Source organism: Psychrobacter sp. M17(2026) (genome assembly GCF_055699815.1).
This window is the reverse complement of the sequence record NZ_CM146741.1, coordinates 2,654,498-2,668,779: the sequence shown is the minus strand read 5'-3', so window position 1 is coordinate 2,668,779 and position 14,282 is coordinate 2,654,498. Positions and strand designations below refer to the sequence as shown.

Here is a 14,282-nt window from a genome sequence, read left to right as displayed (position 1 = left end):
TAGATGTTGTCTTACAAAATATAAAACGTTGATGCAGTGTTGTCTAGTCATCAAATCGTTAAAATGGGCAAACTTTAGCTATTTTTAGAACTTTGGCTCTATAATGTATGGTTTTGCTTATTCATCTTATTGACTCTTAAGCCATATATCAATAGTTAATCCTTTTTTCTCTTAGCAACCGACCTTTATCAGTTGAATACACTCCCGTTATTTCGTTATACATTTACAAGGCCAGTGCCATGGACTTATCCCTCTCTTTAGAAGTTATCTTGATGTTGACCGCCATTGCTGCCTTAGCAGGTTTTATTGATGCTATTGCAGGCGGCGGTGGTTTATTGACTATTCCCGCTATGCTACTGGCAAATATTCCACCTGTGCTGACACTGGGCACGAATAAGTTACAAGCGGCATCAGGGGCGCTTGCCGCTTCTATTACGATGATAAAAAAGGGCATCGTCAAACCAAAAAACATGAAAGTGGCTATTGTCGGTGCTTTCGTTGGCTCCATAATTGGTGCTATCGCCGTACAGTTATCACCGCCTGATCTTTTAGAGACGCTCATACCGTTTTTGATTGCCGCTATCGGTATTTATACTTTATTTGCGCCTAAGCTTGGTGAGGTTGAGGCCGCGCCGCGTATCAGTGAGCGCAAATGGCAAAAAGTAGTAGCGCCCGTTATTGGCTTTTATGACGGTTATATGGGACCTGGGACAGGCATGTTCTTTGCGTTAGGTAATGTTGCGCTACGTGGTCGAAAAATCATTGAAGCGACAGGGGCTGCAAAGGTACTGAACTTATCTACTAACGTTGGCTCACTGATATTTTTTATCTTAGGCGGTAATGTATTATGGAAGGTGGGACTGGCAATGATGGTCGGTCAAACTATAGGCGCGTACTTTGGCTCACAGATGGTGGTCAAAAATGGCAGTAGACTGATTCGACCGATGATCGTATTGGTTTGTTTAGCGATGCTAACCAAATACGTGTTTGGTTAGTTTAAAACAAAACCCCAATCATTAAAAACCCCAAGCTTTAAAGGCTTGGGGTTTTCTTTATTATTATCACACTATTAAATCACAACTTAAGATAATCAGTACAGGACCTGCCAAATCGGTCAATTGCCATAGCTTCAAGGACAGTAACACCATCGCTAAGAACAAGCTCAAAGAGGCGTTATCGATAACATCAATAGCACGATCGAATATATCGAAGTTAAACACTATAGTAAGCGAGTTGTGAATAATGACCTCAGCTGCTAGCGCCCAAACGAAGGTAGGCAGTTGAAACCAAGTCCCTTCTGCAACGTTCGTCATGATATCGGCAAAAGCTAAAGCGGCCGCAAATAACGCTAACGACTCGATAGTAGAAGAGGCGGTGATAAGGCGAATATGATCGGGCTTTTCAAAGATTTCTTTTTCGTGAAGAATCTCATTCTCGTCATGTTTAGTGCTATATAACGACTGTGCGCTGGCTACTTTTTCGATATCAGTGGGATTAGGGTCGGCGAGTGTAGGGCTGATGCCAAGGTTACGGATGAGTTTACGTGCAACAGGTCCACCAACTAGGCCGCCTGCCACTAAGCCATAAGTGGCTACTGCAATGCCTAATGTTGTTGCACCAATTACGCCATACTCTTCCTCACCTTAGTACAGGTTTTAACCATTTTTTTGGGCTAAAATACAGTAAATACTTAGAATGCTGTAGGAGATTTTATTTAGAGTAACTTACAGCGTCATTCTAATAAAGCAGGTATAAATAAAAAGTCCTAGACTATTTGGCTAGGACTTTTTATAGAGGTTTGCTAAGGGATAGTTAATGGTTATGGGCGACGATCATCATCATATTCGCTACCCATTTTCCCATCGGTAAAGACACCGGCAAATTCGCGTTCGCTATCTTCATCAATATGTCCATCGAAAACTTCTTTAGTGCCAGCAGCAGGATCATTGTAAATTGCCAAGTCCATCTTGCCCTCAGATTTTGCGACAATAGCAGTTACTGCAGCATCACCACCGACGTTTACAGCCGTACGTAGCATATCCAAGATACGATCCACGCCTAAGATAAGAGCGATACCCTCGACTGGTAGACCAACTTGCGAGAAGACCATCGATAACATGATAAGACCCACACCTGGCACACCAGCAGTACCAATAGAGGCAAGTACTGACATTAAGATTACGGTCAAATATTCAGCAATACCTAAATCGATACCGTAAATATTGGCAATAAAAATAGTTGCCGTACCTTGCATAATAGCCGTACCATCCATATTGATAGTAGCGCCAAAAGGGACAGTAAACGAAGCTACTGAGTTGTCCACACCCATACGTTTAGTGACTGTACGTAAGGTAATAGGAATAGTCGCGTTCGAGCTTGAAGTACTAAAAGCAAAAATCTGTACTTCGCGCATTTTTGCCAAAAAGGTTTTGACTGATAACCCTGAGAATAGCTTTAGGACAATCATCATAGTGATAAAGAAGTGAAACGCGAGTGAGCCGACGAGTACGGCGACATAGCCGAGTAAAGAGACAATAAGATCTAAGCCTAAGTCTGCCATGGCATTCGCTAAGAGTACAAAAACACCATAGGGTGCAAGATTCATAATAATAGTCACCATCTTCAAGATGACTTCATTAAATAACTCTAAGCTCTTTACCAAACCTTTAGCAGGCTTACCAACCATCAGAATACTAATACCTAATAATACGGCAAAAAAGATAATCGATAACATGTCGCCATTAGCCATCGCACTAATAGGATTGGAGGGAATGATATTAGCGAATACCTCCATGAGCGGCGGCGCTGCTTTGGCTTCAAAAGCGGCCTCGGTAGGAATATTCATACCTTTGCCAATGCCAAGCAATACGCCAAGGCTAATAGCAGTCGTGATGGCAAGTGCCGTAGTCATCATATAGATAAAGAAGGTCTTAGTACCAATACGCCCAAGCAGACGAATATCACCAATACCACAAACTCCACAAATCAGTGATACAAGTACCAAAGGAACGACTAACATTTTTAACGAATTAATAAATAGCTTACCTATAATGGCAAACAACCCTTCAGTCACATAAGTATTGATAAAGCTACCTTCAACATTCAAATTTAGCACGTTGATAGTTAAGCCCAGTATAATACCTAGTACCATAGCAACAATAATCTTGCCAGTTAATCCCATATTCTTCCACATAACTTATATCCTTGTGTGTACGTAACGCTTGTTAACAAGCCATCATCCAATCAAAATAATGGTAGGTACAGATTTATTACCACTATGGTTACGTCTAAAAATTCTTTTCTATCATCTCTTGTCCATCTCTATCATTACTTACTTGCTGTTAGATCGGGCAGACAATATAAATAATTATTAAGGGTGCTGCAATATTTTTTTATCAATGCTTTTAATTATTTCTCATAACTTAAGTCTTTATAGATTTATCAAACGAATACCATCAAACTATTGTCATCAGATAACAACCTAAGAATAAGTCATTTATTCATTCTAAACATATTATTATTAATAAACTAATATTTTTTAATTAATTTTTATGATAAGGCTAACTAAAAGTAATTGAATAAGAATCAAGGTAGAAGGTCAGCTATTTTTACTATAAACATAAAAAAGCAAGGCTACCCATAATGGATAGCCTTGCTTATAGTCATTTTCAGGTCACGTATATATCTTGAACGTGTGTATCTCAAACGTTTTATCGTAAAACAGTCTTTACGCCTTATCGCTCTCATCTATATCATGATGCTGTGAGTCGCCACGTTGCAAACCATCGTGCCAAGCAGCGTCTTTACTAGCAGTATCCGTAGAGCTATTAAACTCAAAGTGGTCAGCTACTTTATTTTCGCTTAAGCTAGTATTACGTTTGTCTAAATTTTTATGATTGTAGCTCATACGCTCACTGAGGATGGACTCTGCATCACGGCTACGGTGGACCAGAGCGTCGTCTTGCGGGTTGCTACCCGTAAAGTCCGCTTGCTCAGCAGCTTCTTTGATGTCAGTTTGCTCATCGACCATCTTGACATCGCCATCTGCTTCGTAACCATGATTAGGATTAGCGTCTCCTGTCTGCTCATAGATAGCTAAATCTTTATCAACACTCTCTTGAGCTACAGAGTCACTAGCGGCTTTTTCATTTTCTGCATCACTATTCAGCTGCGCACTGCTTTTAAGTTGAGCATAGTCAGTAAGCTTATATACTGCATTCTCAAGGCTATGCGGGTTGATACGATCTAGGGCAGTATGCAGATGTTCATCGAACACATCAGTCAATAGCGAGTCAAAACGTAGCGCGTTATAGTTGATAAGTTGCTCAGCTTCCTCTTCGGTAACCTCACCAATCTGACTAGCATAAACGACATGATCTTCAAAAGTTAAACCCTCAAAGTCACCATTATGTTCAGCTTTTTTGAACTTATGCCATAAAGGTTCAATTGCTAGCAGCATCTGATAGGCATGCTCCATGCGTCCCGTGATATCGTCAGGCTCAGTATTGTAATAAACCATCGTTTTGAGATAATCACGGAAGGGGTTGGCCTCAAAATCATCCATAAAGACATCGCCCAGTTGAGTTTTTAGCGCATCGCTGACAGGTGTGAAAATACGACCACTTGGAAAAGTCACAAAACTCACAAGATTTGCTGCCATACGATTGGGGAAGTTCTCAAATAGCGCCAAAAAAGCCTCTTGAATAGTATAAAGACTATCTTGCAAGGCAACCTCAGCATGCAACTGCTCCGCTTTAGATTTACTGCCGTGCTCATAAAACTGCAAAATAGCGGTGGCAATAAAGAGGTGTCCATGAATATCCGCTAAGCGACCAGAGAGCATCTCTTTACGCTTGAGATCACCGGCCAGCAGCCCTAGAGCCATATCAGCGGTTAGTGCAAAGCTAGCGCTGAGACGATTGATATGCTGGTAATAGGGACGAGTGAATTTATCAGCAAAGCTTGGGGCTGACTTGCTACCACCGACATAACCTGCGACAAAAGCCTTAGCACCGCGATTAAAGGTATAGCCTAAATGCTTGAAGAATAAGGTATCAAACTCTTTGACCGCGCTCTCTTTATCCTCACTTTGCAATAATTGTAGCTCATCGAATAAATACGGATGACAACGCATCGCCCCTTGACCAAATATCATCAAGGATCGGGTGAGAATGTTGGCGCCTTCTACCGTAATTGAAACAGGAATCGCTTGATAGGGCGTCGATAAAAAGTTACGCGGTCCCATCTGAATCGCGCGACCACCCACCACGTCCATACCGTCATTGATGACCTCACGCATAGTTTCAGTGGCGTAATATTTTGCCATAGCCGTCATCACTGATGGGGTTCCCCCTTGATTGAGACCGCAAGTGACGAGATGTCTGAAAGCCTCTAGCATATAAGTCTGACTTGCCATACGACTCGTCGCATCTTGTACGCCCTCAAATTTACCGACAGAGATCTTAAATTGCTCCCGTACCTTAGCAAAGGCACTGACGGATAAATAAGTCATCTCACTGGCTGAGGTCGATAGCGCTGGTAAGGAGATACCGCGACCCACACCCAGACATTCCATCAGCATGCGCCAACCGCGCCCAGCGTTCTCAACACCGCCGATAATATAGTCTAAGGGAATAAATACATCTACGCCGTCAACCGTACCATTCATAAAGGGCGAGCCACTTGGATAATGGCGCGGACCTATAATAACCCCATCATGATCGGCAGGGACTAGCGCACAGGTGATACCGTAATCGGTTTTACCCGCCTCGCCCAAACCATTATCGCCAAGTAAGCCCTCAGGGTCGTACATCTTAAAGGCTAAGCCGACGACTGTGGCGATAGGCGCAAGAGTAATCCAGCGTTTAGAGAAGTTCATACGCAAGCCAAGCATCTGCTCGCCTTCATGCATGCCATAGCAGACAACCCCAGTATCAGGGATAGCGCCAGCATCAGATCCTGCCTCAGGGCCTGTTAGACCAAAGCAGGGAATCTCATCACCGTTAGCGAGACCTGGTAGCCAATGCTGCTTTTGTGCATCAGTTCCATAGTGCATGAGCAGCTCACCAGGCCCTAAAGAGTTAGGTACCATACAAGTGACTGCAGCGGTAGGTGAGCGCGAAGCAATCTTACTCATGACTCGACTCTGCGCATAGGAGCTAAAAGCCAAACCGCCATACTCTTTAGGAATAATTAAACCCAAAAAACCATTGGCTTTAATAAACTGCCAAGCTTTTGGCGACAGCTCCTTATCTTCGTGCTGAATCTGCCATTCATCCAGCATGGCACATAACGTTTCGACTTCATTGTCAATAAAGCTTTGCTCTTCCTCAGACAGCTGTGGATAAGGATAGGCGGCAAAAGTATCCCAGTTAGGCGCACCCATAAACAGCTCTTTTTCCCACCAGCTCGTACCAGCGTCGAGTGCTTCGCGCTCAGTATCACTCATACTCGGCATAGCGCCGCCCAAGGTTTTATAAACTCGCTTAGTAATGAGCGCCTGACGCATAGGGGTGATAAGCAGCACTAGACACAATAGCGCTATCGGCACACCCAAGATCAGCGACCACGGACTAATAATAGCGGTGACTACTACCGTAATGAGCGCTACGATACTACCAGTAACGCGAGATAGTGACAGCAAAAAGATGGCCAAAACGACGGCTAACTGAATAATCACTGCCAATATAAATAGGCCAATCGCCATGACACTCTCCTTGATAAAACAGCATTAAAATTATGCTAATAGATAGATAAGATTTTGAATAGCCCTAAAGCTTTGATGCAGTATTTAAGCTAGATACTATTTGTTAAGCTAAATACTAGTTATGCCAAAAATACTTATTCTATAACTAAAAAATATATGTCTACTACTATGAAACTTGTTTTATCAACTATCAAGGACAAAAATGCAATCCTATGTCAATGATATGTATTATTTTCAATAGGAATATAAGAGCTTAATCCTATTTTCTGATAAGTATCAAATAATTAGTCAAAAGGCGCTAAGCTGCTCTCAGCATACGATAGCGTATCATTACGACCGACAATTATGTGATCAATCAAGGCTAGATCTATTAGATCGCAAGCCTTTTTTAATTCATAAGTTAATAAATTATCAGCAGTTGAAGGCTTGGCATCAGTATGCGGGTGATTATGAGCGATAATCAGCTGGCTGGCAGCGTGATTGAGGGCATGACGCAAGACATGTTTGATACAGACGGAGCATGAAGATAGACCACCCGTAAACAGTATCTCAAAATTGAGCAGATTTAGCGCATTATCCAAGCATAGCACGGCAAAGACTTCACGCGTCTCACCCCGCAGTTGCGTGCTGATATAGTCTTTGACCACCTGCGATCGTCCCAGCGCTTGTCCTGTCTTGAGTTGACTATTGAGATAGCGCGTACCCATCTCCAAGGATGCCAGCATTTGCGCGTATTTGGCAGGACCGATACCGTGACAGGCTAAGACGGTCTCTTTTGGCGCTGCAAGCAACTCAGCTAAGGTGCCAAAATGATCGATTAAGTAGCGCGCTAATTCGATAGCAGACTGCGACTGAGTGCCCGTACGCAGAAATATCGCTAGTATTTCAGCATCAGACAACTGACTGGCGCCAAACTTCAGAAGTTTCTCACGCGGTCTATCGTCTTCGTGCCAGTCTTTGATAGCCATTGCTACTCCTTAATTAAAAGTTATAAATTTATAAAATTTACGCAGTCGATTAGATAACCAAATAAAACCTTACCTAACTTATCTCATAATTGTTACTATAAGCGCAATTTTATCTTTTTATCTTTTCTCAATTATCTTTCAACTATCTATAGTAACGCTACGCCTATGAAAAACATTGTACTGGCTATTACTGGTGGTATTGCCGCTTATAAATCTGCTGTTTTTGCACGTCTTTTGATAAAGGCAGGGTTTGAAGTGCGGGTTATTATGACGACTGGAGCGCAAGCCTTTATCACACCGCTGACTTTGCAGGCTTTGACGGGTAATGAAGTGCATACCTCTTTGCTTGATGAGCAAGCTGAGGCGGGTATGGGTCATATTGAGCTGGCTAAATGGGCGGAGCTAATCATCATTGCACCTGCCTCTGCCAATACTTTAGCAAGGCTTGCGATGGGTATGGCCGATGATTTACTGACTACCGTTTGCCTGGCTACTACGGCACCTGTGATTATTGCGCCAGCGATGAATCAGCAGATGTGGGCGCATCCAGCCGTGACCCTAAATGTGCAGACATTGCGCGATATGAATTACTATATGATTGAGCCTGCCAGTGGCGAGCAGGCGTGCGGTGATGTGGGTGCAGGTAGACTACCTGAACCTGAGCAGTTATTGACTGAGGTGCAACTGTTTTGTGCGCAGCAGATGACAGCGCAATTATTAGCAGACAAGACCGTAGTCATTACCGCAGGGCCTACCGTTGAAGCTATCGATCCCGTCCGTTATTTATCTAACCATTCCTCAGGGAAAATGGGCTTTGCTTTGGCGCGCGCTTGTATTGAAGCAGGTGCTAAAGTAATACTTGTAGTGGGTGGTAAAGTCGCTCTGCCAACACCGCTTGGTGCAACGCGTATCGATGTATTGTCCGCGCAAGATATGCTAATAGCTGCTCAGCAGTGTGTAGACGGCACTCATCCCATCATGTTATCTAGCCTATCCACCTTGGCACACGATCACTCTCTAAATAATCACAACCACGACCATATGCACGACCACCATCATGATCATAACCATCAAAATGGAGAGTGCGATTGTGGCGATGACCATCCTAGCGATACTCATAACCACCACAGTAATGAGCAGCAACCTCTAACGGCTGATATCTTTATCGCAACCGCTGCGGTCGCGGATTACCGTACTGAGGAAGCTGCCCCACAAAAAATCAAAAAGACTCAGGATACTATGAGCTTAAGCCTCGTTAAAAATCCTGATATTTTGGCAACGATTTCCTTGTCGCATCCCCAATTATTTGTCGTAGGTTTTGCTGCTGAAACGCAAGATGTCGAGCATTATGCGCGTGGTAAATTAGTCGCAAAAGACTTAGATATCATCGCTTGTAATGATGTCTCACGCGCAGATATTGGCTTTGCGAGCGACGATAATGCTATGCAAGTATTTTTTGCCAAAGACTACGAGCGCGAGGCCATAAACTTAGATAAAGCCAGTAAAGATGATATTGCTAAGCGGCTCACTACCATCATTGGTGAGACCATCTGGCAGCATCGACGTGGCTAATTGGGTTGTCGCTACAGTCGCTTCCCTTTTAGTGCTATGGTCTTAGCACTATGACAGCCGCGGTCGATAGCGACAGCACGCAGACGCTATTACTGATGGCGATTTTTGCGCTGGCATCGCTACTACATGGCATAAGTGGATTGGGAGTCACATTAGTAACGACCACGGCTTTGGCCAGCATGTATCCCTTACCGTATGCCATTGTCCTTGTGATTTTTCCATCCTTACTACTCAATGCTATGACTTGGCTGGCGGGTGGCGAGCGCACTATTTGGCAAAACTTCATTTATTATGGCAGGCGCTATTGGCTGCTCGCGTTAACCAGTCTGCTTGGCAGTATCTTGGGTGCCAAGTTACTGCTAATCGTAGATAGCGCTTATATTCTACTGCTGCTAGCGGCGGTGATTGGCTATTACGTTATCAGCAGCTTACTGGGCAAGCAAATTAAGCTACCCAATACCAAGCCTGTGCTGATCATCGTAGGGTTTAGCGCAGGTATTATTGGCGGCTCGACCAATGCCATGTCAACGATATTGATGATGTATCTGTTGTCTGCCAGCGACGATAAAAACACCATCGCCAAAGTCGGTAATATGTGTTATCTATTAGGCAAAATCGCGCAAATTATCGTCCTACGTGAGCCTATTATGGCGCTAAGCCATGGAGAGTGGCAATTAATTGCGCTACTTAGTGTCTTATCCGTTGTAGCGCTATTGATCGGTATTCGTATGCGTCGTTACCTGCCACAAGCGCGTTTTCGTCAGCTTATTTTGGTGATTTTGACAGTACTTGGATTGCGGGTAGGCTGGCAGGGAATTACGGCGTTTTTGTAGAACAAGGCCCTAGAGCAATAAAGTGTCTGACTCTGTATGTTTAGCGATACCTTTAACGATTGAATAAGTTTAAGACGATAGTCGCTACTATACTTATGATAATCATAGAGACAATCGGGAAGTACACGCGGGTATTGCCTGAGGTGTGTTTGATGTCTCCTGGCATATTACCAATCCAAGAAAAAGCGCTTGGAAATAGGAGCCAAATGATACCAACTATAACTAACACTACTCCTAAACCAATCAGTAATTTTGCCATATAAAATTGTCCTATTACTTTACTTCATCGACTATCAAAAAACTCATATTCTATAATTGCAATATAATCCGTGGGTTAACACCCATGCTACTTATCAAAATTACTCACTTGATTATGATTTTACAAGATGATATCTATATTCAACAAAAAAACTAGCTAGCCGTTTCACTAAAATATATCTGCTGCGCCACCCGAAAGGTGTTGCAATGCGCCTCGACCACATCCTCAATATCTTCCGAATAGCCGCCGCCCATGACGATAGCGACGGGTATATTAGCCGCTTTAGCCGTACGCAACACATAGTCATCACGCGCCATGCAGCCCGCCTGCGTTAGTCCTAATTTCCCTAGTTTATCAGTCGCTAGCACATCAACCGCAGATTGATAAAAGATCATATCTGGCGCGACCTCTGTTATTAATCGTGGTAAAGTCTCTGTCAAAATCTGCAAATATTCCTCATCACCTGTGTCATTAGCCAGCTCGATATCTAAATCTGATAGCTGTTTACGAAACGGGTAGTTCTTTGCGCCATGCATACTAAAGACAAACACCCGAGGCTCATCCGCCATGATGCTGGCGTTACCATTGCCTTGATGCACGTCCAAATCCACGACTAATATCTTCTGCGCTTGCCCGCGATTTAATAACAAATTGCTAGCGATACAGACGTCATTAAACACACAAAATCCTTCGCCGTGATCGGCAAAAGCATGATGAGTGCCACCTGCAACGTTCATCGCCACGCCATATTGCTGAGCGTATAACGCGCATTCATAAGTAGCGTGAGCGATATGACGACCGCGATCGACCAAAGCTGGTGTCATCTCAAAACCAATAGGTCGAGCCTCTTTTGGCGTTAACGTCTGAGTTTTGAGCTTATACCAATACTCAGGGGTATGGGTGGTCAAAATCTCAGCTTCGCTCAAGCGCTTTGGCGCAAAAAAGTTAGCCGTGGTGATAGTGCCCTCAGACAGCAATCGCTCAGGAATCATCGTGTATTTCTGCATAGGGAAGCGGTGTTTCTCGGGTACGGAATACCGAAAGATCTCGGAATAGGCGATTTTTAGCATAGAATTAAAGAGCATCCTTTCAAAAAATTAATAGTTTTTTAATAGTGTAATTTTAGCTAAAACAATCATTGGTAGAGTAGGAGAATAGTAGCTTTATGCAGCAATTATTGCCTCTTTTGTGAGGGTAAAAAGAATACTCTAGCATCGGCTTGCAGGCGTAGCTCACTGAGTAGCGTTGCTATATCTTCACTTGGATCTTGTGTATCGACTAAGTCACCAAATATCTCATAAGCGACGGTAGTCATCGCAATTACGCTCTGTAGTAAATACTCAATAGTGGCGTCATTCATACCAACGGCTTCAACATCGAGAGCGTTTTTATAGCGCAGCTCACCATCACGGGTATCTAACTCAAGATTGCCAATGAGCATGTCATAGTTGATCTGAGTTATCAGCAGTATGGCGGCATTTTGATGGCTCTCTGGTATCACAAAGGGCAACACCCCGTAGAGTGCTAACAACGCGTTTTTTTCTTGTACTCGAAACAGATAACCACAGTCGAGCTTTTTGCTACGCATCCGTAGGGAGAGGTGATGAGACTTTTGCGGGTCGTTTTTTCTGGGTCGATAGTGAGTATAGTGCCACTGCTTATTATCTAAGTAGCGTTTGAGATAGTCGATAACAGGCGTCGACTCAGTATTAGGCTGCTTGATTAAAGATACTTTGGCCCTACTGTTAGGGTGAATAGAGCTCTTAGAGTTAATGGAGTCTACTAGTGATGAATCCTGAGTCTCATCTATAGCATCTATAATCGACTGCGGTGCAGCGCTGGTCAGCAGACGTTTGAGCTTTTGCCATAAAGTAAGCTTAGGATCGTCACTCATAAAGATTAGCTCATAATTTTCAGACTTTTGATAAAAAGGGTAAGCGCTCATTAGTATTTAACGATTAACGATTAACGATTAGCTATTGGCAATCAGCTTTTAGCGACTATATTTTTAGTCATTGGTTTTTATTCATTAAAAGTAAAGCTATCTGTAATGGTGGCCTGATTATAAAAGGCTTGCAGCATCTCGTGGATATGAGCACTAAACCAAGGGCTGTCGATAGCATCATGCGTTAGGGGAAGTAGGGCGGTGCTGAGCTGAGATATCGCGGCCTCATCAATATTTAAAATGGCCGCTAAGCTGGCAAAAGTATCGGTTTGATGAGCGTTATACCAAGTCGTCACCCCAATAGTAATCAGGCTGTGCAGATAGGGCGATACCCGCAGGCGCTCGTAGCTCTGTTGCACGCTAGCCTCAAGATGATAGATGCTGCCATTATCAGGATCAGCATTAAGATAAGTCTGAATATGACTGATCGGCTGATCTTTGATACGCGCCCAGCCAGTAATCAGTAGACGGGCGACTTCTTCATTGGATAGATGCTCTTGCGCATTCGCTTCAGCGCGGCGAGCTAAGTCTTTTATATTACGATTTAGATAAGTTTGCAGTTTTTCATCAAGGTTGCGATTGGTCGCTTTCTCAAACGAGCTGCGCCCCATTTTCATAAGTTTACCGACACCGCCAGCTTTATCTAAAGTGTTCTCCATAAAGTCGTTGATGGCGTGATAGAGAGTTTGAGTTAATAAGTCAGCAAAGGTTTCATTACCGATTAAAGTATGAATAAGTATACTGCGCTGCTGCTCATGACTGCCGATATAATGCGCAACGGTATCTATTTGACCGTCATCAATAAGCTCAGATAATGGTACAGTGTCATTGATAGGATGATAGATAACACTGTGCAAGATATCACGAATATCTTTACGCATAACCTCGCTCATCGGCTGGGACAATAACCAGTCCTTGATGAGATATTGTAAGTCCTCATTCTTGATGTAGCGGCTGATCGGCTGCTCGCCCAGCCATTGCCATGCTTGCACAGTAAGCGACTGTGCCTGCTCACGCAACCAGTGCTGCATAAAGCTAACTTGCGCTTCAATAAGGCCATCTAGGTTTGCTATAGAGGCAGTAGATGTAGATGTTGAGTTTTTGGATGCCGAGCTTTGGCTTTGGTTGCTAATATTATTTGCAGTCAGGTTTTGCATATCTTTTGAGGTCATATTTGAGGTCATAGTCGTCGGCAATTTGTTATACTGTGAGGGTAAGCATAGCCTATTATGCCCTAGAGATAGTATTTATTTCTGGTGAATATTTATTGCTCATCGAAAAAACAATAAGAGGTTTGGATGACGGCATCGTCTCTATCTATAACAGAATCTGCGAGGCCCTCTATTTTAGAGTTTGAGCAGCTGAGTGTTCAACGCGGCGAGACGCCTTTGTGTGAGCAGGTCAAACTATCCTTAATGGCAGGCGATATCTGTCATTTGGTTGGCGCTAATGGCACTGGAAAAACCACTTTGCTGATGCAGCTAGCAGGTCTATTGCCAGTGTTGATAGGAGATATTCACTATAAGGGGCAGGCGGGCGTACCTATGCAGCCATTATATGTCTCACATCAGCTGGGCATCAATACCAGTCTGACGGTAGCGCAGAACCTAACGTTTTTGCTTAATCTGTATGGTATTACACCCAGCATCGACGATATCGATGAAGCATTGACTTGGGTTGGTCTGCAAGGATTTGAGACGATTAGCTCAAGCCATTTATCCGCAGGTCAGACCCGTCGCGTGACTTTGGCGCGCTTATATTTATTGACTGCTGATGTCACGCCATTATGGTTACTTGATGAGCCTTTCACAGCGCTCGATGTCGATATGGTAGCTCGCATGCAGATGCGCCTGCAAGAGTTTGCGCAGGCAGGTGGAGCGATAGTAATGACTAGCCACCAGCCAGTCAATGTCGCCACTGGGCGCCTTGATTTGTCAGATTATATGAGCTGTTATTAGGCTGCACACAAAAAATAAAGTTGTAGAAGATAAAGTCATAA

The 14,282-nt window shown here is 43.6% G+C and carries 11 protein-coding genes and 2 pseudogenes; 5 read left to right on the top strand and 8 right to left on the bottom strand.

What is annotated here, in order from left to right; all coding sequences use genetic code 11:
• The first annotated feature begins 239 nt into the window (after positions 1-239).
• Entirely contained in the window at positions 240-995 is a 756-nt protein-coding gene (locus ACR63T_RS11340; RefSeq protein WP_305898874.1) for a TSUP family transporter, read from the top strand.
• A gap of 72 nt (positions 996-1,067) precedes the next feature.
• On the opposite strand, the pseudogene ACR63T_RS11335 reads toward ACR63T_RS11340, so the two are convergent.
• From ACR63T_RS11335 to radC, 4 genes and pseudogenes are all read right to left on the bottom strand, one after another.
• A pseudogene (locus ACR63T_RS11335) lies at positions 1,068-1,640 on the bottom strand (sodium/glutamate symporter); the annotation flags it as partial.
• A 179-nt stretch (positions 1,641-1,819) separates the two neighbouring features.
• Positions 1,820-3,193 (bottom strand): dicarboxylate/amino acid:cation symporter, encoded by a 1,374-nt coding sequence (locus tag ACR63T_RS11330; RefSeq protein WP_472784061.1) that lies wholly within the window; start codon positions 3,191-3,193, stop codon positions 1,820-1,822.
• A gap of 534 nt (positions 3,194-3,727) precedes the next feature.
• Positions 3,728-6,706 carry an acyl-CoA dehydrogenase gene (locus ACR63T_RS11325; protein WP_472784060.1) on the bottom strand — a complete coding sequence of 993 codons (2,979 nt, stop codon included), beginning with the start codon at positions 6,704-6,706 and terminating at the stop codon, positions 3,728-3,730.
• A gap of 284 nt (positions 6,707-6,990) precedes the next feature.
• Complete coding sequence (radC, locus tag ACR63T_RS11320; RefSeq protein WP_201570124.1) at positions 6,991-7,674, bottom strand: RadC family protein; 684 nt, start codon at positions 7,672-7,674, stop codon at positions 6,991-6,993.
• Between the two features lie 165 nt (positions 7,675-7,839).
• Between radC and coaBC the strand changes: the two are divergent.
• The 3 genes and pseudogenes from coaBC to ACR63T_RS11305 all read left to right on the top strand — a co-directional run.
• Positions 7,840-8,580: pseudogene (coaBC, locus tag ACR63T_RS11315) on the top strand (bifunctional phosphopantothenoylcysteine decarboxylase/phosphopantothenate--cysteine ligase CoaBC); the annotation flags it as partial.
• Between the two features lie 27 nt (positions 8,581-8,607).
• Positions 8,608-9,246 (top strand): phosphopantothenoylcysteine decarboxylase domain-containing protein, encoded by a 639-nt coding sequence (locus ACR63T_RS11310; protein ID WP_472785275.1) that lies wholly within the window; start codon positions 8,608-8,610, stop codon positions 9,244-9,246.
• Between the two features lie 50 nt (positions 9,247-9,296).
• Entirely contained in the window at positions 9,297-10,079 is a 783-nt protein-coding gene (locus tag ACR63T_RS11305; protein ID WP_305898868.1) for a sulfite exporter TauE/SafE family protein, read from the top strand.
• Positions 10,080-10,131: 52 nt separating this feature from the next.
• Here the strand turns inward: ACR63T_RS11305 and ACR63T_RS11300 are convergent, their stop codons facing one another.
• The 4 genes from ACR63T_RS11300 to ACR63T_RS11285 form a co-directional block, all read right to left on the bottom strand.
• A complete protein-coding gene (locus ACR63T_RS11300) occupies positions 10,132-10,338 on the bottom strand; it encodes a DUF2905 domain-containing protein (protein WP_201570119.1) in 207 nt (68 codons plus the stop codon).
• Positions 10,339-10,490: 152 nt separating this feature from the next.
• Positions 10,491-11,408: a histone deacetylase family protein gene (locus ACR63T_RS11295; RefSeq protein ID WP_472784059.1), complete on the bottom strand. Its 918-nt coding sequence runs from the start codon at positions 11,406-11,408 to the stop codon at positions 10,491-10,493.
• A gap of 104 nt (positions 11,409-11,512) precedes the next feature.
• Complete coding sequence (locus ACR63T_RS11290; RefSeq protein ID WP_472784058.1) at positions 11,513-12,232, bottom strand: YbjN domain-containing protein; 720 nt, start codon at positions 12,230-12,232, stop codon at positions 11,513-11,515.
• Between the two features lie 128 nt (positions 12,233-12,360).
• A complete protein-coding gene (locus ACR63T_RS11285; RefSeq protein ID WP_472784057.1) occupies positions 12,361-13,455 on the bottom strand; it encodes a hypothetical protein in 1,095 nt (364 codons plus the stop codon).
• A 126-nt stretch (positions 13,456-13,581) separates the two neighbouring features.
• On the opposite strand from ACR63T_RS11285, the gene ccmA reads away from it, so the two are divergent.
• Positions 13,582-14,241 (top strand): heme ABC exporter ATP-binding protein CcmA, encoded by a 660-nt coding sequence (ccmA, locus tag ACR63T_RS11280; protein ID WP_201570115.1) that lies wholly within the window; start codon positions 13,582-13,584, stop codon positions 14,239-14,241.
• Positions 14,242-14,282 lie beyond the last annotated feature (41 nt).